General features: G+C 71.0%; 18 protein-coding genes. 17 read left to right on the top strand and 1 reads right to left on the bottom strand.

Annotated elements, in window-relative coordinates; genetic code table 11:
• The 4 genes from AC4F3Q_RS06905 (at position 1) to AC4F3Q_RS06890 (ending at position 3,460) form a co-directional block, all read left to right on the top strand.
• On the top strand, positions 1 to 435 hold the full coding sequence (locus AC4F3Q_RS06905; RefSeq protein WP_168447394.1) for a type II 3-dehydroquinate dehydratase: 435 nt from the start codon (positions 1 to 3) through the stop codon (positions 433 to 435).
• A gap of 147 nt (positions 436 to 582) precedes the next feature.
• Complete coding sequence (efp, locus tag AC4F3Q_RS06900; protein WP_168447393.1) at positions 583 to 1,146, top strand: elongation factor P; 564 nt, start codon at positions 583 to 585, stop codon at positions 1,144 to 1,146.
• Between the two features lies 1 nt (position 1,147).
• Complete coding sequence (gene nusB / locus AC4F3Q_RS06895) at positions 1,148 to 1,564, top strand: transcription antitermination factor NusB (protein WP_491039320.1); 417 nt, start codon at positions 1,148 to 1,150, stop codon at positions 1,562 to 1,564.
• Between the two features lie 138 nt (positions 1,565 to 1,702).
• Positions 1,703 to 3,460 (top strand): AMP-binding protein, encoded by a 1,758-nt coding sequence (locus AC4F3Q_RS06890; protein ID WP_491039319.1) that lies wholly within the window; start codon positions 1,703 to 1,705, stop codon positions 3,458 to 3,460.
• Between the two features lie 45 nt (positions 3,461 to 3,505).
• Here AC4F3Q_RS06890 and nrdI read toward each other — a convergent pair whose 3' ends face one another.
• Positions 3,506 to 3,922 carry a class Ib ribonucleoside-diphosphate reductase assembly flavoprotein NrdI gene (gene nrdI / locus AC4F3Q_RS06885; protein ID WP_491039318.1) on the bottom strand — a complete coding sequence of 139 codons (417 nt, stop codon included), beginning with the start codon at positions 3,920 to 3,922 and terminating at the stop codon, positions 3,506 to 3,508.
• 189 nt (positions 3,923 to 4,111) lie between these two features.
• On the opposite strand from nrdI, the gene pyrR reads away from it, so the two are divergent.
• The 13 genes from pyrR (at position 4,112) to AC4F3Q_RS06820 (ending at position 19,208) form a co-directional block, all read left to right on the top strand.
• Complete coding sequence (gene pyrR / locus AC4F3Q_RS06880; RefSeq protein WP_286189414.1) at positions 4,112 to 4,699, top strand: bifunctional pyr operon transcriptional regulator/uracil phosphoribosyltransferase PyrR; 588 nt, start codon at positions 4,112 to 4,114, stop codon at positions 4,697 to 4,699.
• Complete coding sequence (locus AC4F3Q_RS06875; protein WP_491039317.1) at positions 4,696 to 5,685, top strand: aspartate carbamoyltransferase catalytic subunit; 990 nt, start codon at positions 4,696 to 4,698, stop codon at positions 5,683 to 5,685. Before pyrR ends, AC4F3Q_RS06875 begins: the two co-directional genes overlap by 4 nt.
• Positions 5,685 to 7,049 (top strand): dihydroorotase, encoded by a 1,365-nt coding sequence (locus AC4F3Q_RS06870; protein WP_491039316.1) that lies wholly within the window; start codon positions 5,685 to 5,687, stop codon positions 7,047 to 7,049. The genes AC4F3Q_RS06875 and AC4F3Q_RS06870 overlap by 1 nt, the downstream gene beginning before the upstream one ends.
• On the top strand, positions 7,046 to 7,594 hold the full coding sequence (locus tag AC4F3Q_RS06865) for a PH-like domain-containing protein (protein ID WP_491039315.1): 549 nt from the start codon (positions 7,046 to 7,048) through the stop codon (positions 7,592 to 7,594). Before AC4F3Q_RS06870 ends, AC4F3Q_RS06865 begins: the two co-directional genes overlap by 4 nt.
• On the top strand, positions 7,591 to 8,844 hold the full coding sequence (gene carA / locus AC4F3Q_RS06860; RefSeq protein WP_491039314.1) for a glutamine-hydrolyzing carbamoyl-phosphate synthase small subunit: 1,254 nt from the start codon (positions 7,591 to 7,593) through the stop codon (positions 8,842 to 8,844). The genes AC4F3Q_RS06865 and carA overlap by 4 nt, the downstream gene beginning before the upstream one ends.
• A 3-nt stretch (positions 8,845 to 8,847) precedes the next feature.
• A complete protein-coding gene (carB, locus tag AC4F3Q_RS06855; protein WP_168447386.1) occupies positions 8,848 to 12,192 on the top strand; it encodes a carbamoyl-phosphate synthase large subunit in 3,345 nt (1,114 codons plus the stop codon).
• Entirely contained in the window at positions 12,189 to 13,064 is an 876-nt protein-coding gene (gene pyrF, locus AC4F3Q_RS06850; protein ID WP_491039313.1) for an orotidine-5'-phosphate decarboxylase, read from the top strand. Before carB ends, pyrF begins: the two co-directional genes overlap by 4 nt.
• A gap of 113 nt (positions 13,065 to 13,177) precedes the next feature.
• Complete coding sequence (mihF, locus tag AC4F3Q_RS06845; protein WP_098456901.1) at positions 13,178 to 13,489, top strand: integration host factor, actinobacterial type; 312 nt, start codon at positions 13,178 to 13,180, stop codon at positions 13,487 to 13,489.
• Positions 13,490 to 13,499: 10 nt separating this feature from the next.
• Positions 13,500 to 14,093 carry a guanylate kinase gene (gene gmk / locus AC4F3Q_RS06840; RefSeq protein ID WP_491039312.1) on the top strand — a complete coding sequence of 198 codons (594 nt, stop codon included), beginning with the start codon at positions 13,500 to 13,502 and terminating at the stop codon, positions 14,091 to 14,093.
• Between the two features lie 120 nt (positions 14,094 to 14,213).
• Positions 14,214 to 14,486 (top strand): DNA-directed RNA polymerase subunit omega, encoded by a 273-nt coding sequence (gene rpoZ, locus AC4F3Q_RS06835; protein ID WP_098456900.1) that lies wholly within the window; start codon positions 14,214 to 14,216, stop codon positions 14,484 to 14,486.
• Positions 14,487 to 14,516: 30 nt separating this feature from the next.
• Positions 14,517 to 15,737 carry a bifunctional phosphopantothenoylcysteine decarboxylase/phosphopantothenate--cysteine ligase CoaBC gene (gene coaBC, locus AC4F3Q_RS06830; protein ID WP_491039311.1) on the top strand — a complete coding sequence of 407 codons (1,221 nt, stop codon included), beginning with the start codon at positions 14,517 to 14,519 and terminating at the stop codon, positions 15,735 to 15,737.
• Between the two features lie 55 nt (positions 15,738 to 15,792).
• On the top strand, positions 15,793 to 16,992 hold the full coding sequence (gene metK / locus AC4F3Q_RS06825; protein WP_491039310.1) for a methionine adenosyltransferase: 1,200 nt from the start codon (positions 15,793 to 15,795) through the stop codon (positions 16,990 to 16,992).
• 8 nt (positions 16,993 to 17,000) lie between these two features.
• Complete coding sequence (locus AC4F3Q_RS06820; protein ID WP_491039309.1) at positions 17,001 to 19,208, top strand: primosomal protein N'; 2,208 nt, start codon at positions 17,001 to 17,003, stop codon at positions 19,206 to 19,208.
• The last annotated feature ends 18 nt before the right edge of the window (positions 19,209 to 19,226 follow it).

Here is a 19,226-nt window from a genome sequence, read left to right as displayed (position 1 = left end):
ATGACGCGCGTGCTCCTGCTCAATGGTCCCAACCTCGGTCGTCTCGGCGTGCGTGAGCCTGAGGTGTACGGGCACCTCACGCTCGGTGACCTCGTGGAGGCGGGGGAGCGCTGGGGTGCTGAGCTCGGGCTCGACGTCGAGGTGAGGCAGACGGACGACGAGTCCGAGATGGTCGGCTGGCTCCACGAGGCGGTCGACACCCGCAGCGACGTCGTCCTCAACCCGGCGGCGTTCACGCACTACTCGTACGCGCTGCGGGACGCTGCCGCGCAGGTGACCGACGTCGGGCTGCGTCTCGTCGAGGTGCACATCTCCAACCCGTACGCGCGCGAGGCGTTCCGGCACCTGAGCGTCGTCGGTCCCGTCGCGACGGGGACGATCGCCGGCTTCGGGTTCGAGAGCTACCACCTCGCGCTCCAGGCGCTCGCCGGCTGACCCGGGGCGTCCCGGCGCCACCGCTATACTTGAGCGGCTGCTCGCGAAGTCTCGCGCAGCCGCTGTCCGCCGTGAGCCCCGGTGCACGCGGTCAGGACCGGCCTTCTCCAGGCCCTGATCCTTGTCAACGCAACAGGAAGATGAACCGTGGCGACCACGAACGACATCAAGAACGGCACCGTGCTCCGCATCGATGGCCAGCTGTGGACCATCATCGAGTTCCAGCACGTCAAGCCCGGCAAGGGTGGCGCCTTCGTCCGCACCAAGATGAAGAACGTCGTCTCCGGCAAGACCGTCGACAAGACGTTCAACGCGGGCCTGAAGATCGAGACCGCCAACGTCGACAAGCGCGACATGCAGTACCTGTACAAGGACGGCGACGACTTCATCTTCATGGACACGTCCTCGTACGACCAGATTCCGGTCTCGGCCGCGGTCGTCGGCGACGCTGTCGACTTCATGCTCGAGAACCAGAACGTGCTCGTCGCGTCCAACGACGGCACCCCCCTCTACATCGAGCTCCCGGCCTCGGTCGTCCTCGAGATCACGTACACCGAGCCGGGCCTGCAGGGCGACCGCTCCACGGGCGGCACCAAGCCGGCCACGCTCGAGACCGGCGCGGAGATCCAGGTCCCGCTGTTCCTCGAGACCGGGACGCGCGTGAAGGTCGACACCCGTGACCGCTCGTACCTGGGTCGAGTGACCGACTGACGTGGGAGCCCGTACCAAGGCGCGCAAGCGCGCGCTCGACGTCATCTTCGAGGCGGAGCAGCGAGACCTCGACCTGCTCGACATGCTCGCGGAGCGTGTCGCACACCCCGGGGTCGAGTCCGCGCTGCCGCAGTACGCGGTCGAGCTCGTCGAGGGGTACGACGCGCACGCGCGTCACATCGACGAGATCCTCGAGACGTACTCGAACGGCTGGACGCTCGAGCGCATGCCCTCGGTCGACCGGGCGGTCCTCCGCCTCGCGACCTGGGAGCTGCTGTTCAACGACGACGTGCCTGACGCGGTTGCGATCGACGAGGCCGTCGAGCTTGTCTCGGGCCTGTCGACCGACGAGTCGCCGTCTTTCGTGAACGGCCTGCTCGCACGCATCCTCGAGCTCAAGCCGACGATCCTCGGCTGACCTGCTCATCAAGAGCCCGTACCCCGTCTCCGGGGTGCGGGCTCTTGCACGTCTCGGGGTCGGCACGCTGCGAGGATCTCCCCGAACCATCCACCTTCGGCCGAGTAACCTACGCTTCCGTAAGTTAGACTGAGACCCATGACACGGCCTTCGGAGGAGCGTCCCTGGACGCGGTCCTACTCTCCCGGCGTCAGCGCCGACATCACGGTTGCCGACGAGCCTCTCACCGCAGCTCTCGAGCGCGGCGCACGCACCTATCCCGACCGTGTCGCCCTCGACTTCATGGGCCGTCAGACGACGTACCGCGAGCTCGGCGAGCAGGTCGCCCACGCTGCGGGCGTCCTGACGAAGCTCGGCGTACGCCCGGGGGACCGGGTCGCGATCGGCCTGCCCAACTGTGCGACCCACGTGGTCGTGTTCTACGCCGTGCTGCGCATCGGCGGCGTCGTCGTCGAGTGCAACCCGACCTACAGCGCCGAGGAACTCGCGCACCAGGTCGCCGACGCAGGCGCGACCGTCGCCGTGTGCTGGGAGCCCACCGCGGCTCGCCTCGCGGAGCGCCAGGGCGAGACAGACGTCCACACGATCGTCGGCGTCGACCTCTCACGCGACCTGCCCGGCGCCAAGCGCCTCGCACTCAGCCTCCCGATCGCGAAGGCCCGAGCCCTGCGCGAGGCGCTGCGCGCCCCCATCCCCGCGAGCGTCGTGCGCTGGGAGCGCCTGCTCAAGAAGGCGACGCGCCTTCCCGCGAGCTACCCGGCCCCGGGCTCGGGCGACCTCGCGCTCCTGCAGTACACGGGCGGCACGACCGGCACGCCCAAGGCCGCGATGCTCACCCACGCCAACCTCGTCGCGAACGCGACGCAGGGTCAGGAGTGGACCCAGATGGGCTTCGCCGACGGCCCGCAGAGCGGTGTGAGCGACGACGTCGTGTACGGCGTGCTGCCGTTCTTCCACGCGTTCGGCCTCACCCTGTGCCTGTCGTTCACGATCCGTATCGGCGCGACGCTCGTCCTCTTCCCGAAGTTCGACGTCGCCTCCGTCCTCGCGACGCAGAAGCGCATCCCGGGAACCTTCATCCCCGCCGTCCCACCCATGCTCGACCGCCTCGCGAAGGCGGCGGTCGAGCAGGGTGTCGACCTCGGCACGTTCCGCTATGCCATCTGCGGCGCGATGCCCCTGCCCGGCGAGGTCGCCAAGGCGTGGGAAGACGTGACCGGAGGGTACGCGATCGAGGGCTACGGCATGACCGAGACGTCGCCCGTCGCGCTCGGCAGCCCGTGCTCCGAGAACCGCCAGCCCGGGACTCTCGGGCTGCCGTTCCCTTCTACCGACATCCGCATCGCCGACCAGGAGGACCCGTTCCGCCTCGTCGAGCCGGGGGAGCGCGGGGAGCTGCTCATCGCCGGCCCCCAGGTCTTCGGCGGCTACTGGAACCGCCCGGACGAGAGTGCGGACACGCTCGTCGAGATCGGCGGGAAGCGCTGGATCCGCACGGGTGACGTCGTCGTCATGCAGGAGGACGGGTTCGTCCGCCTCGTCGACCGCATCAAGGAGATGATCATCACCGGCGGCTTCAAGGTGTATCCCTCGCAGGTCGAGGAGCACCTCCGCGCGATGCCCGGCGTCGAGGACGTCGCGATCATCGGCATGCCCGGCGGAGACCTCGGTGAGCGCGTCGTCGCGGCCATCGTGCTCGCCAAGGACGCCGCGACCCACGCGCAGGTCGACCTCGAGTCCGTGCGCGCCTGGTGCGAGGCAAGGCTCGCGCGCTACGCGCTGCCCAAGCAGCTCGAGCTGGTCAAGGAGCTGCCCCGGTCGCAGATCGGCAAGGTGTTGCGTCGTGTCGTGCGCGAGGATCTCTTGCACCGCGGGGGCGACAGCCAGAACCGCTGATCACCGGAGGGGTGGCGCGCTCGTGCCAGCCGCAGCCGGATGGCGTCAGGCGTGCCCCGCCGCGATCGCTGCGTCGAGGTCCGCGAGGATGCGCTGTGCGTCCTCGACGTCCCACTGCGTTCCCTGCAGCTCGAACTCGAAGAGGACGGGCCGCCCCGACAGTCGCGCGATCTGGCGGCACGCCGCCTGATAGTGCTCTCCGAAGTTGCGGTTCCCCGACCCCATCACCCCGACGAGGCGGCGTCGAGTCTCCGGGTGGGCGAGGAATCGCCGGACAGGCTCCGGGATCGTGTCGTTGTCGATGTTCCCGGTCTTGTACGACGGCGTGAGCAGCACCCACGGTCCCGTCGGCACGCTCGTGCGCACCTCTCGCCGGGACAAGTCGTGGACCGGCCGTCCGAGACGCTCGGCGAACAGCCGCACCATGCCGGACGAGCTCGAGTAGTAGTACACGTCGATCACCTCTCGATCCTCCCTCGCCCCGTCCGCCGCGCGAGGACCTAGGTCCCGGCTCGGCACACTTCGATCCCTCTCGACTCGCGACCGAACGGTGGACACGTCCGCCTGTCCGCCCGGAACCCGGCGTACAGTTCAGGACTGTCAGACATTCCTTTAAGAGCCGTCCTGTGAGGCGGAGAAGGAGGTCGCCAGATGTCCTCTGGCATGCCTATGCCCGGCGGCGGGACCACGGTCCTCGGCGCCCCAGAGATCGCCCGCGCGCTGACGCGCATCGCCCACGAGATCCTCGAACGGAACAAGGGCGGCGACGATCTCGTCCTCCTGGGGATCCCCACCCGCGGACTTCCGCTCGCCCGTCGGCTCGCCCAGCGCCTCGCCGACGTCGAGCCGACGCTCGACGTCGACACGCTCGTCGGTGAGCTCGACATCACGATGTACCGCGACGACCTGCATCGGCACCCCACGCGCACGATCGGCTCGACGACCCTGCCGAGCGGCGGGATCGACGACAAGATCGTCGTGCTCGTCGACGACGTCCTCTTCTCGGGCCGGACCATCCGCGCTGCGCTCGACGCGATCAAAGACCTCGGACGACCCCGAGCCGTCCAGCTCGCAGCCCTCGTCGACCGCGGCCACCGCGAGCTGCCGATCCGACCCGACTACGTCGGCAAGAACCTCCCGACGTCAACCACCGAGCGCGTCCAGGTCCGTCTCGCCGAGGTCGACGGGGACGACGCGGTGACGATCTCCCAGGCAGGCTCGCCGGAGGTGGCGCTGTGAAGCACCTCCTGTCTGCCGCCGACCTCGACCGCGCCGCCGCGGTGCACGTCCTCGACACCGCCGCAGAGATGGCCGCGACCCAGGCCCGGGAGATCAAGAAGCTCCCGACGCTGCGCGGGCGGACCGTCGTCAACCTGTTCTTCGAGGACTCGACCCGCACGCGCATCTCCTTCGAGACCGCAGCGAAGCGGCTGTCGGCCGACGTCATCAACTTCTCGGCCAAGGGTTCGAGCGTCTCCAAGGGCGAGTCCCTCAAGGACACCGCGCTCACGCTCCAGGCGATGGGTGCGGACGGCATCGTCGTGCGCCACCACGCCTCAGGTGCACCGCACCTGCTCGCCACCGCCGGCTGGGTCGACGCGAGCGTCGTCAACGCGGGCGACGGAACGCACCAGCACCCGACCCAGGCGCTCCTCGACGCGTTCACGATCCGCCGCCACCTCGCCGGGCGCGGCGCGGCAGGTGCGGGCGCCTCGCTCGACGCACGGTCCGGCGTCGGGCTCGACCTGACGGGACTGCACGTCGCAGTCGTCGGGGACGTCCTGCACTCGCGTGTCGCACGGTCCAACGTCCAGCTCCTCACGACCCTCGGAGCCCGCGTGACCCTCGTCGCACCCCCGACCCTCGTCCCCGTCGGCGTCGAGACCTGGCCGTGCGCGGTGTCGTACGACCTCGACGCGACGCTCGCCGACAGCCCCGACGCCGTCATGATGCTCCGCGTCCAGCGCGAGCGCATGAGCGCCGCAGGCGGGGGGTTCTTCCCGAGCCCTCTCGAGTACTCGCGCCTGTTCGGGCTCGACGCCCGCAGGCTCGCGACGCTCTCCGACCACGCGATCGTCATGCACCCCGGCCCCATGAACCGAGGCCTCGAGATCTCCGCGGAGGCCGCCGACTCGGCGCGCTCCGTCATCGTCGAGCAGGTCGCGAACGGCGTCGCGGTCCGCATGGCCGTCCTCTACCTCACGCTCGCCACGAAGGAGTCCTGATGACCGCCCCCCACCCCGAGACGTCCGTCCACGTCGTCGGTGCCCAGGTCCTCGGCGGCGAGCCCCGCGACGTCCTCGTCCTCGACGGGACGATCACCGAGGTCGCCGCGGCCGGCTCACTGACCGCACCTGACGGTGTCCGCACCGTCGACGCGCAGGGCCTCGTCCTCCTGCCCGGCCTCGTCGACCTGCACACGCACCTGCGCGAGCCCGGGCGAGAGGACGCCGAGACCGTCCTCACCGGCACGCGCGCCGCCGCTCTCGGCGGCTTCACCGCCGTCCACGCGATGGCGAACACGACCCCGGTCGCCGACACGGCGGGCGTCGTCGAGCAGGTGTGGCGGCTCGGCCGCGACGCCGGCTGGGTGGATGTCCACCCTGTCGGCGCGGTGTCGGTCGGTCTCGCAGGCGAGCAGCTCGCCGAGCTCGGCGCGATGGCCTCCTCCGCAGCGCAGGTCCGCGTCTTCTCCGACGACGGCAAGTGCGTCCACGACCCCGTCCTCATGCGTCGAGCGCTCGAGTACGTCAAGGCGTTCGACGGCGTCGTCGCGCAGCACGCGCAGGAGCCCCGGCTCACCGAGGGCGCCCAGATGCACGAGGGGGTCGTCTCCGCCGAGATCGGGCTCCGCGGCTGGCCCGCTGTCGCCGAGGAAGCGATCATCGCGCGCGACATCCTGCTCGCCGAGCACGTCGGCTCCCGCCTGCACGTGTGCCACCTGTCGACCGCCGGCTCCGTCGAGCTCGTGCGCTGGGCGAAGGCGCGCGGCCTGCGCGTGACCGCCGAGGTCACGCCGCACCACCTGATGCTCACGGACGAGCGCGCCCGCGGCTACGACCCCCTGTTCAAGGTGAACCCGCCGCTGCGCACCGAGGCTGACGTCGAGGCCGTCCGCGAGGGCCTCGCGGACGGGACGATCGACATCGTCGCGACCGACCACGCCCCGCACGCCCGCGAGGACAAGGACTGCGAGTGGGACGCCGCAGCGTTCGGCATGACCGGCCTCGAGACGGCGCTCAGCGTCGTGCAGGCCACGATGGTCGACACCGGCCGCATGACGTGGTCCGACGTCGCCCGCGTCATGTCCACGAATCCCGCCCACATCGGACGCATCGACGACGGTGACCTGCCGCAAGGACGGCCGATCGCCGTGGGGGAGCCCGGCAACCTCGTGGTCGTCGACCCCGCCGCACGCACGGTCGTCGACCCGCGCCAGCAGGGCACGACGAGCGACAACAGCCCCTTCCGCGGGGCCGAGCTCCCCGGCCGTGTCGTCGCGACGTTCCTCCGCGGCCGGGCGACCGTGCTCGACGGTCAGGCAGTCGCTCCGGCCGGTTCTCCCGCACCGCGGGAGGTCACCCGATGAGGATCCCCGTCCCCGTCTCCGTCGCAGCGCTCGCCGCGCTCACGGTTCTCGTGCTGTGGCTCATGGCCCGCAGCTGGCGACGCCGCGGTGACCGCACGGCCGCCGTCGTCCCTGCCCTTCCCGCCGTGCCCACGACGGTGGGCGACGAGATCCTCGCGCCCGTCGACATCCTCTACGTCGCGACGACCGTCGCGCGCAGCTGGCTCGAGCGGATCGGCGCGCACGGCCTCGGCGTGCGCAGCCGGGGGACCGCGCAGGTCGGCTCCGAGGGCCTCCTCGTGCTGCGCGACGGCGCGACCGACCTCTTCGTCCCCGCCTCGCGGGTACGGGGAACCGTCCGATCCTCGGGCATGGTCGGCAAGTTCGTCGGTGACCAGTCCATCGTGGTGGTCACGTGGCAGCCCGGCGACGCCCCCGACGTCCTCGTCGACACCGGTCTCCGCCCCGTGCACGAGCTCGACCGTGACCGCCTCCAGGCTGCGATCAGCTCGCTGAGTAGCACCCCCACCGCAGACTCGACCATCGAGCCGAAGGAGCAGAAGTGACCCAGGTCCTCGACGCCGCCCCCCTCGCCGCCGACGCAGCCGTGCTCGTCCTCGAGGACGGTCGAACGTTCGTCGGCCGCGCCTACGGCGCGGTCGGGACGGCCCTCGGCGAGATCGTCTTCAACACCGGCATGACCGGTTACCAGGAGACGCTCACCGACCCCTCCTACCACCGGCAGATCGTCGTCATGACGGCGCCCCACATCGGCAACACGGGCGTCAACACCGAAGACCCCGAGTCGACGCGCATCTGGGTCGCCGGCTTCGTCGTGCGCGACGCCGCCCGCAGGTCGTCCAACTGGCGCGCGGAGAACGACCTCGCCGACGAGCTCGCCCAGCAGGGCATCGTCTCGATCAGCGACATCGACACGCGGGCGCTGACGCGACACCTGCGCGAGCGCGGCGTCATGCGCGGCGGCATCTTCTCCGGTGCCGCGCTGCTCGACGGCCGGCACCCACGTCGCGTCGAGGACCTCGTCGCCGAGGTCCAGGCCGCGCCGTCGATGCAGGGTGCAGACCTCGCCGCCGAGGTCTCGACAGACGTCGCGTACGTCGTCGAGCCGTCGGGGGCGTTCGCAGGCCGTGAGCCTCTCAAGACCGTCGTCGCCCTCGACCTCGGCATCAAGTCGATGACGCCGCAGCGCCTCGCCGAGCGTGGCATGCGCGTCCACGTCATCCCCGCAGCGTCGACGATCGACGACGTCCTCGCACTCGATCCGGACGGCGTGTTCTTCTCCAACGGCCCTGGCGACCCGTCGGCGGCCGAGCACCCCGTCGCGCTCCTGCGCGAGGTCCTCGACCGCGGCCTGCCATACTTCGGCATCTGCTTCGGCAACCAGCTCCTCGGCCGCGCGCTCGGCTTCGGCACGTACAAGCTCCGTTACGGCCACCGCGGCATCAACCAGCCGGTCATGGACCTGAGCACGCGCAAGGTGGAGATCACCTCGCAGAACCACGGGTTCGCCGTGGACGCGCCGCTCCACGAGGTCGCCACGGCCCCGCACGACGACGGGCGTTACGGCCGGGTCGTCGTCTCCCACGTCGGGCTGAACGACGACGTCGTCGAGGGGCTCGAGTGCCTCGACATCCCGGCGTTCTCCGTCCAGTACCACCCTGAGGCTGCCGCAGGCCCCCACGACGCCGCGTACCTCTTCGACCGCTTCCTCGACCTGATGACCTCCGGCGCCCGGAGTGCGAGCGGCCTCTCGGCCGCGACCGCCGGCAAGACCGCCGCTGACAAGGAGAACTGAGACGTGCCTCGCAGAACCGACATCAACTCCGTCCTCGTCATCGGGTCGGGCCCCATCGTCATCGGCCAGGCGTGCGAGTTCGACTACTCGGGCACGCAGGCCTGCCGTGTGCTCAAGGAGGAGGGCCTGCGGGTCATCCTCGTGAACTCGAACCCGGCGACGATCATGACCGACCCCGAGTTCGCAGACGCGACGTACGTCGAGCCCATCACGACCGAGGTCCTCACGACGATCATCGCGAAGGAGCGTCCCGACGCGGTGCTCGCGACGCTCGGCGGCCAGACGGCTCTCAACGCCGCGATCGAGCTCGACAAGGCAGGCGTTCTCGACAAGTACGACGTCGAGCTCATCGGTGCGAACATCGCCGCGATCGAGAAGGGCGAGGACCGCCAGCAGTTCAAGGAGGTCGTCGAGAAGTGCGGTGGCGAGAGCGCCCGCTCGGAGATCATCCACACGATCGACGAGGCGATCGCCGCCGCGGAGTCCCTCGGGTACCCGATGGTCGTGCGTCCCTCCTTCACGATGGGCGGCCTCGGCTCCGGGATCGCGTACGACGAGGCGGACCTCCGCCGCATCGTCGGCCAGGGTCTGCACTACTCGCCGACGACCGAGGTTCTCCTCGAGGAGTCGATCCTCGGCTGGAAGGAGTACGAGCTCGAGCTCATGCGCGACAAGGCCGACAACGTCGTCGTCATCTGCTCGATCGAGAACGTCGACCCGGTCGGCGTGCACACGGGCGACTCGATCACCGTCGCGCCCGCCCTGACCCTCACCGACCGCGAGTTCCAGAAGCTCCGGGACATCGGCATCGCGGTCATCCGCGAGGTCGGCGTCGACACGGGCGGCTGCAACATCCAGTACGCCGTGCACCCGGACACGGGCCGCGTCGTCGTCATCGAGATGAACCCGCGCGTGTCGCGCTCGTCGGCTCTCGCGTCGAAGGCGACCGGCTTCCCGATCGCGAAGATCGCCGCGAAGCTCGCCGTCGGCTACACGCTCGACGAGATCACGAACGACATCACGGGCTCGACGCCCGCGTCGTTCGAGCCGACGCTCGACTACGTGGTCGTCAAGGTGCCGCGCTTCGCGTTCGAGAAGTTCCCGGCTGCTGACGACACGCTCACGACGACCATGAAGTCCGTCGGCGAGGCCATGGCGCTCGGCCGCAACTTCACCGAGGCGCTCGGCAAGGCGCTGCGGTCGATCGACAAGGCCGGCACGGTCTTCCACTGGGACGGCGAGCCTGCCTCGGGCGCCGCGCTCGACGAGCTCCTCGTGACGATCCAGCGGCCCACCGAGCAGCGCCTCGTCCAGGTGCAGCAGGCCCTGCGCGCCGGCGCGACGATCGAGCAGGTGTTCGACGCGACGAAGATCGACCCCTGGTACCTCGACCAGATCCAGCTCGTCAACGAGATCGCCGCCGAGGTCGCCGCCGCGCCCGCGCTCACGCACGACGTGCTCGCGCGCGCCAAGCGTCACGGCCTGTCCGACCTCCAGGTCGCGAAGCTCCGCGGCATCGGCGGCAGCGCGGGGGAGGCTGTCGTCCGCGAGGTGCGCCGCGCCCTCGGCGTCCGGCCCGTCTTCAAGACCGTCGACACCTGCGCCGCCGAGTTCGCGGCGTCGACGCCGTACCACTACTCGTCGTACGACGTGGAGTCCGAGGTCGCCCCGCGTGAGCGCGAGGCCGTCATCATCCTCGGCTCCGGTCCGAACCGCATCGGTCAGGGCATCGAGTTCGACTACTCGTGCGTCCACGCGACGCTCGCGCTCGCCGACCGCTACGAGACGGTCATGGTCAACTGCAACCCGGAGACGGTCTCGACCGACTACGACACGTCCGACCGCCTCTACTTCGAGCCCCTCACGTTCGAGGACGTCCTCGAGGTCTACGAGGCCGAGCTCGCAGCAGGTCCGGTCAAGGGCATCATCGTTCAGCTCGGCGGGCAGACCCCGCTGAGCCTCGCGCAGCGTCTCGCCGACGCAGGCCTGCCGATCCTCGGCACGTCTCCCGAGGCGATCGACGCCGCCGAGGACCGCTCGGTCTTCGGCCGCGTGCTCGAGGAGGCCGGCCTGCCCGCCCCCGCGTTCGGCACCGCCACGAGCCTCGTCCAGGCGAAGGAGATCGCCGCGAGCATCGGCTACCCGGTCCTCGTCCGACCGTCGTACGTGCTCGGTGGGCGTGGCATGGAGATCGTCTACTCCGACGAGCACCTCACCGGCTACGTCGAGCGTGCGCTCGGCGAGGCGGCGCTCGCCGGCGGCCGGCTCGCCCCGATCCTCATCGACCGGTTCCTCGACGACGCGATGGAGATCGACGTCGACGCTCTCTACGACGGCACCGAGCTGTACCTCGGCGGTGTCATGGAGCACATCGAAGAGGCCGGGATCCACTCGGGCGACTCGGCGTGCGTGCTGCCGCCCGTGTCGCTCAGCCAGTCGGAGCTCGACCGCATCCGCCGCTCGACCGAGGCGATCGCCAAGGGCGTCGGCGTGCGCGGGCTGCTCAACGTCCAGTACGCGCTCGTCTCCGACGTGCTCTACGTCCTCGAGGCGAACCCGCGCGCGTCGCGCACCGTGCCGTTCGTGTCCAAGGCGACCGGCGTCTCGCTCGCGAAGGCCGCCGCACGCCTGATGGTCGGCGAGTCGATCGCCGACCTGCGCGCCGCAGGCGTGCTGCCCGCCGAGGGCGACGCGGCGGTCATCGACCTCGACCAGCCGATCGCGGTCAAGGAAGCCGTCCTGCCGTTCAAGCGCTTCCGCACCGCCGACGGCGCGGTCGTCGACACCGTGCTCGGCCCCGAGATGCGGTCGACCGGCGAGGTGATGGGCCTGTCCGCCCAGTTCCCGACCGCCTTCGCCAAGTCGCAGGCAGCGGCCTTCGGCGGGCTGCCCACCTCGGGCAACGTGTTCGTCTCGGTCGCCGACCGCGACAAGCGTGACCTCGTGTTCCCGATCAAGCGGCTCGTCGAGTCGGGCTTCACGATCCTCGCGACGGCGGGCACCGCGGCGGTGCTCAGCCGCAACGGTGTGCCGTCCACGGTCGTGCGCAAGCACTCGGAGGGCGCAGGCCCTGCGGGAGAGCCCACGATCGTCGATCTCATCACGCGCGGCGAGGTCGACATGGTGATCAACACCCCGTCGGGCCAGGGGGCCCGTGCTGACGGCTACGAGATCCGTGCTGCGACGACGGCTGCGGACAAGGCGATCGTCACGACGATCCAGCAGCTCTCCGCTGCCGTCCAGGCGATCGAGGCGGTCCTGTCCGGGCCGTTCGAGGTGCAGTCGCTCCAGGAGCACATGACGGCCCTCGCCCAGTCGAGCCTGCCGACGCCCGGGGCGATCGCGTGACGGCCGTCTCCCTCGTGTCGCCGGAGGCGCCCTTCGGGGCGCGTCTGGCGGCCGCGATGGACGAGCACGGCCCGCTGTGCGTGGGCGTGGACCCGCACGCGAGCCTCCTGAAGCAGTGGGGCCTGCCCGACGACGTCACCGGGCTGCGTGAGTTCTCGCTCCGCGTGCTCGAGGCGGTCGCGGGCAGCGCCGCCGCGCTCAAGCCTCAGGCGGCGTTCTTCGAGAGGCACGGCTCCCGGGGCGTCGCCGTGCTCGAGGAGCTTGTCGCATCGGCGCGCGACGCGGGGATCCTCACGATCGTCGACGCCAAGCGCGGTGACATCGGCTCGACGATGGCGGCGTACGCCGAGACCTTCCTGCGCGACGGATCGCCGCTCGCGGGCGACGCCCTGACGGTGTCTCCGTTCCTCGGGTTCGGTTCGCTCGCGCCCGCGGTCGACCTCGCTGCGAGCACGGGCCGCGGGCTGTTCGTCCTGTGCCTCACGTCGAACCCTGAAGGAGCGTCCGTCCAGCACGCGACGGCGCCCGACGGGACGACGGTCGCCGCGTCGGTCGCGGCGGCCGCAGCCGAGCTCAACGCGGGTGCCGTCCCGCTCGGCTCGGTCGGTCTCGTCGTCGGCGCGACGGTGGGGGAGGCCGTCACCACGACGTCGACCGACCTCGCGGCGGTCAACGGGCCGCTGCTCGCGCCCGGGGTCGGAGCGCAGGGCGCAGGGGCGGCCGAGCTGAGGCACGTCTTCGGCGACGCACGAGGTGCCGTCCTCGCCTCGTCGTCCCGCGGCGTCCTTGCCGCCGGCCCCGACATCCCGCGCTTGCGGGCGGCTGCCGTGGCGGCGTCGGAGCAGGCCAGGGAGGCGCTCCGCGGCGCCTGATGCGCTCGTGCGCAGGTGAAGGCACCTCCCGGCGCGTTGCGACATCCGCCTACCGAAGTTAGGTTCGTCACAAGGTTGTGCAGGTCTTGCCCCAGTTCAGGAAGGTGATACCCGTGGCGCTCCCACCGTTGACCCCCGAGCAGCGCGCAGCTGCACTTGAGAAGGCCGCCGAGGCCCGCAAGGCGCGTGCCGAGATCAAGAACCGCCTGAAGTATTCTCAAGGCTCGCTCTCCTCCGTGATCGAGGCAGGGAAGACCGACGACGTCATCGGCAAGATGAAGGTCGTCGCCCTGCTCGAGTCGCTCCCGGGGGTGGGCAAGGTCAAGGCGCAGGCGATCATGACCGAGGTCGGGATCGCGCAGTCGCGTCGTATCCGCGGACTCGGGCCTCACCAGGCCGAGGCGCTCATCGAGAGGTTCGGCTGACATTTCCACCGTGGACGCACAACTGCATGCAGCACCCGCCCGGCTCACCGTCCTCGCGGGCCCGACCGCGGTAGGGAAGGGCACCGTCTCCGCAGACCTGCGCGAGCGGTACCCCGAGGTGTGGCTCTCGGTGTCCGCGACGACGAGGTCGCCGCGCCCGGGCGAGGTCGACGGCGTCCACTATCACTTCCTCTCGACCGAGGAGTTCGACCGCCTCGACACCGAGGGAGAGCTCCTCGAGTCTGCGATCGTGCACGGCCAGAACCGCTACGGCACCCCTCGCGGTGCTGTCGAGGCGCGTCTCGCGGCGGGGGAGCCGGCACTGCTCGAGATCGACCTCCAGGGTGCCCGGCAGGTCCGCGAGAGCATGCCCGACGCGCGGTTCGTCTTCCTCGCGCCGCCCAGCTGGGAGGAGCTCGAGCGGCGTCTCGTCGGCCGTGGCACTGAGGGTCCCGAGGAGCGCGAGCGTCGCCTCGCGACCGCGCGCATCGAGCTCGCCGCCGAGTCCGAGTTCGACCACGTGATCATCAACGACGACGTGCATCGTGCTACCGACGAGCTCGTGAGCGTCATCGGCCTCACGCCACGACCCGTCGCTCACTAGGGTGGCGCTCGACCCCTGACCGGCAGCCGCCTGATAGCATGATTTGCTGGTCGTACCTGCCCTGCCCGGCCCAGCCGGCGGTGGTCCGCGACAACCTCGGAACGAAGCTCGGAGATCATCTTGTCTGGAACCGTTGCCCAGCCCACGGGCATCACCGACCCGCCCATCGACAACCTGCTCGAGCGCGCCAACTCGAAGTACGCCCTCGTGGTGTACTCGGCCAAGCGGGCCCGCCAGATCAACGCGTACTACTCGCAGCTGTCCGAGGGCCTGCTCGAGTTCGTCGGGCCGCTCGTCGAGACCCGCAACCAGGAGAAGCCGCTCTCGATCGCGATGCGCGAGATCAACGCCGGTCTCCTCACCGTCCGCGACACCGAGGAGACCGAGGGCTGAGCCCTCGGTGAACCTGCCCGGCGAGCCGTCGTGAGGATCCTGCTCGGCGTCAGCGCTGGCATCGCCGCGTACAAGTCTGTGCACCTGCTTCGCCTCCTCAAGGAGGCGGGGCACAGCGTCCGCGTGATCCCGACCGCGACGAGCCTCGAGTTCGTCGGTCGTGCGACGTGGGAGGCGTTGTCGGGGGAGCCCGTCACGGACCGCGTCTTCGAGGACGTGCCCGACGTCGCTCACGTGCGGATCGGTCAGGGTGCCGACCTCATGATCGTCGCGCCCGCGACGGCCGACGTCATGGCCCGGGCAGCAGCCGGTCGCGCTGACGACCTGCTCACCGCGACCCTCCTGACGGTCCGGTGCCCGGTGCTCTTCGCGCCCGCGATGCACACCGAGATGTGGCACCACCCGGCCACCCGCGCCAACGTCGCGACGTTGCGCGACCGTGGAGTCACCGTCCTCGACCCCGCGGTCGGCCGCCTCACAGGCGCCGACTCGGGGCCTGGGCGGCTGCCGGAGCCCGAGGAGATCGCGACAGCAGCACTCGCCCTCGTGAGCGACGCCTGCAGCGCAGGCGTCCCGCAGGACCTCGCAGGTAGACGTGTCGTGATCAGCGCAGGCGGGACACAGGAGCCCCTCGACCCCGTCAGGTTCCTCGGCAACCGGTCGAGCGGCCGGCAGGGTGTGGCACTCGCCGAGGCGGCGCGCGCCCGCGGCGCCGACGTGCACCTCGTCGCTGCCAACCTCCTCGTCCCCGCGCCCGACGACGTCACCGTGACCCACGTGGGCAGCGCGCTCGAGCTCCGCGACGCGGTGCGTACGGCTGCCGCCCAGGCCGACGTCGTCGTCATGGCGGCCGCGGTCGCCGACTTCCGTCCGCAGGATGTCCCGGACAGCAAGATCAAGAAGGTCACGGGCTCCGCCCCACCCACGATCACGCTCGTCGAGAACCCCGACATCCTCGCCGAGCTCGCGCACGACCGGCTCCGCGCGGACCAGGTCGTCGTCGGCTTCGCCGCGGAGACCGGGGACGCTGAGAACACCGTCCTCGCGCTCGGCCAGGCCAAGGCCCGCCGCAAGGGAGCCGACCTGCTCGTCGTCAATGACGTGTCGGGCGGCAAGACGTTCGGTGCGTCCGACAGCGCTGTCCACGTCCTCGACGCGGGCGGCGAGGTGCTCGCCGAGGCGACCGGCACGAAGCGCGCCGTCGCCGACGTCATCCTCGACGCCGTCGTACCGCTCCTCGTGCGCCGCTGACCTCTCATCGTGGACGCGTCCCTGTGATGTCTGCCCCGGCGTCTAGGCTGATCCCATGACCGATCAGCTACGCCTCTTCACCTCGGAGTCCGTCACCGAGGGACACCCGGACAAGGTCTGCGACCAGATCTCCGACGCCATCCTCGACGCGATCATCGAGCAGGACCCGCAGGCGCGGGTCGCTGTCGAGACGATGGTGACGACCGGGCTCGTGCACGTCGCTGGCGAGGTGTCGACCTCGGCCTACGTCGAGATCCCCCAGATCGTGCGATCGGTCGTCAAGCACATCGGCTACACGTCGTCGTCGATCGGCTTCGACGGCGACTCGTGCGGTGTCTCGGTGTCGATCGGGCAGCAGTCGCCGGACATCGCCCAAGGCGTCGACAAGGCGCTCGAGATGCGCTCGGACGCGGGCGACCACGACCCCCTCGACCAGCAGGGCGCTGGTGACCAGGGCCTGATGTTCGGTTATGCCTCCTCCGACACGCCGCAGCTGATGCCGGTCCCGATCTGGCTCGCGCACCGCCTGGCGGAGCGCCTCGCTGCGGTCCGGCGCTCCGGCGAGATCGCCGGGCTGCGCCCTGACGGCAAGACGCAGGTGACGATCGGCTACGACGGCGACCGCGCAGTGCGCCTCGACACGGTCGTCCTCTCGACGCAGCATGCGCCCGAGGTCCGCCAGGACGAGCTCCGCGAGGCGGTCGACCTCCAGATCGTGCGCCCGGTCCTCGAGAGCGCGAGCCTCGACCTCGACGTCGCGGGCTACGACCTGCTCGTCAACCCCACGGGCGTCTTCGAGATCGGCGGCCCGCAGGGCGACGCCGGCCTCACCGGCCGCAAGATCATCGTCGACACGTACGGCGGCATGGCACGCCACGGCGGCGGGGCGTTCTCCGGCAAGGACCCGTCGAAGGTCGACCGCTCGGCTGCGTACGCGACGCGCTGGGTTGCGAAGAATGTCGTCGCGGCGGGTCTCGCCGCACGCTGCGAGGTCCAGGTCGCCTACGCGATCGGTCGCGCGCACCCCGTGGGCGTCTACGTCGAGACCTTCGGCACGGAGACCGTGCCGCTGGACCGCCTGAGCCGTGCCATCAAGGAGGTCTTCGACCTGCGCCCGGGCGCGATCGTCCGCGATCTCGACCTGCTGCACCCGATCTACCGCACGACCGCGGCGTACGGACACTTCGGGCGAGAGCTCCCCGAGTTCACGTGGGAGCGTACGGATCGCGTCGCGGACCTGCAGTCCGCCGTCTGACGGTCGCAGTGCCCACCGAGCGTCCCAGCACCGGTGAGGATGAGGTCCCAGGTGCCGGTGGGCCCGAGCAGCTGACCCTCCCCGGCCTCGCGCCGCCCCGCAAGCGTGCCCGGAGGGCCGGGATCGGCGGCGACGCCCTCGTGCCGGCCGAGAACCTCCCGGTCGCCCAGGTCGTCGTCGATGTGCCCGCTGCCCACCTCGACCGCACCTTCGACTACCTGGTGCCAGCAACCATGGATGCTGGCGCCCAGCCGGGAGTCCGCGTGAAGGTCAGATTCGGCGCGCAAGACCTGGACGGGTTCGTCGTCAGCCGCAGCGACACGAGCGGGCACGACGGCCGGCTGACCCCGCTCCGGCGCGTCGTGTCGACCGAGCAGGTGCTCTCGCCCGAGGTCCTCGCCCTGTGCCGGGCCGTGGCCAACCACTACGCGGGGTCGCTCGCCGACGTCCTCCGGCTGGCCGTGCCTCCCAGGCACGCGCGCACCGAGGCGGAGCCACACCTCGCCACGGACGTCTCACTCCCTCCGGCGCGTGACCTCTCGGCGACCGCGCGCACGCCGTGGGCGGCCTACGCAGGCGGCGAGGCGTTCCTCCGTCACCTCGCCGAGGGGGGTGCCCCGCGTGCCGTCTGGACGGCTCTGCCAGGACGATGGTCCGCGGACGGTGCCGACCCGTCGGTGGCGCGCGAAGGGTGGGAGGAGCTGCTCGTCGAGGCCGTCCTGGTCGCACGGCACGCAGGTCGGGGGGCGCTCGTCGTCCTGCCGGACAAGCGGGACGTGGACCGGTTGTCACGCGCGCTCGACGCTGCGGGCCTCGTCCAGGACGCCCCAGGGCATGCACGAGGGCAATACGTGCGCCTGCTCGCAGACGACGGTGCCGCGCAGCGTTACCGCTCGTTCCTCGCCCTCAGCCGGGGCGAGGTGTCGGTCGCGATCGGCACCCGAGCGGCCGCGTTCGCGCCCGTGCGCGACCTCGGTCTCGCGGTCTGCTGGGACGACCTCGACCAGAGCCACGCCGAGGCGAGGGCCCCGTACCCGCACACGCGCGAGGTCCTCGCGCTGCGCAGCGAGCTCACGGGGTGCGCGCTCCTCGTCGGCTCGACGAGCCGGTCGGTCGAGGCACAAGCGCTCCTCAGCTCGGGCTGGGCGCGTGAGATCGCCGCGCCGCGCGAGGTCGTGCGGTCGAGAGCGCCCAGGGTCCGGGCCATGACGAGCGCCGAGCTCGCAGCCGAAGGGCCAGGAGCAGCGGCTCGCATCCCGTCCGCAGCATGGCGCTTCGTCCGTGACGGGCTCGCGCGCGGGCCGGTGCTCGTCCAGGTCCCGCGCCGCGGCTACATCCCGGTCGTCGCGTGCCAGCAGTGCCGGGAACCCGCCCGGTGCGCACAGTGCCACGGTCCGCTCGGGCTGCCCGCTGACGGGGGCGCCCCTCAGTGCACCTGGTGTGGACGTCTCGCAGCGGCGTGGCGGTGCAGCGAGTGCGACGGGATCGCGCTGCGCTCGGTCCAGGTCGGTTCGCAGCGCACGGCCGAGGAGCTCGGGCGTGCGTTCCCCGGAGTGACGGTCAAGGTCTCAGGAGCGGGCACCGCGTCAGGCGTGATCGACCTCGTGACGTCCGCGCCTGCGCTCGTCGTGTCGACACCCGGCGCCGAGCCCGTCGCTGCGGGCGGCTACGCTGCCTGCCTGCTGCTCGATGCCGCAGTCCTCACGTTCGGCACGGGGCTGCGCGTGCGCCAGGACGCGCTGCACCGGTGGATCTCCGCAGCGAGCCTCACGCGTGAACCCGCCGCTGGCGGACGGGTCATGAGCGTGGGCGACGGCGATCCCGTCGTCAGCGGCGCTCTCGTGCGGTGGGACCCCGCAGGCCTCGCATCGCGAGACCTCGACGAGCGCACCGACCTCGGCCTGCCACCCGCGCTGCGGGTCGGGGCACTGACCGGCACCCGTCCCGCGGTCGAGGCGATGCTCGCCCGACTCAGCCTGCCCGACGGCGGCGGCGTGCTCGGGCCCATGACGGTCTCTGGCGCCGGCGGTCAAGGCACGTCCACGTCGCCAGCGCTCCTCGGCGACGACGGCGAGCTCGTCCGAGCGATCGTCCGCGTACCGCGAGGTCAGGGCCGGGCCCTCGCTCTCGCCCTCAAGGAAGCGGTCGCGGTGCGCGGCGCCCGCCGCGAGACAGGGCACGTGCACGTCCAGATGGACGTCGCCGAACTGGTGTGACCGAACGCCGTGCGGCGG

The organism is Flavimobilis sp. BM9 (genome assembly GCF_058313055.1).
This window is presented reverse-complemented; position numbering and strand designations above follow the sequence as displayed.

Bases quoted from the DNA above. Each gene is read 5' to 3' on its own strand.
- AC4F3Q_RS06905 (WP_168447394.1), top strand. From the start codon at position 1: ATGACGCGCGTGCTCCTGCTCAATGGTCCCAACCTCGGTCGTCTCGGC.
- pyrR (WP_286189414.1), top strand. From the start codon at position 4,112: ATGTCCTCTGGCATGCCTATGCCCGGCGGCGGGACCACGGTCCTCGGC.
- AC4F3Q_RS06865 (WP_491039315.1), top strand. From the start codon at position 7,046: ATGAGGATCCCCGTCCCCGTCTCCGTCGCAGCGCTCGCCGCGCTCACG.
- AC4F3Q_RS06890 (WP_491039319.1), top strand. From the start codon at position 1,703: ATGACACGGCCTTCGGAGGAGCGTCCCTGGACGCGGTCCTACTCTCCC.
- metK (WP_491039310.1), top strand. From the start codon at position 15,793: ATGACCGATCAGCTACGCCTCTTCACCTCGGAGTCCGTCACCGAGGGA.
- AC4F3Q_RS06870 (WP_491039316.1), top strand. From the start codon at position 5,685: ATGACCGCCCCCCACCCCGAGACGTCCGTCCACGTCGTCGGTGCCCAG.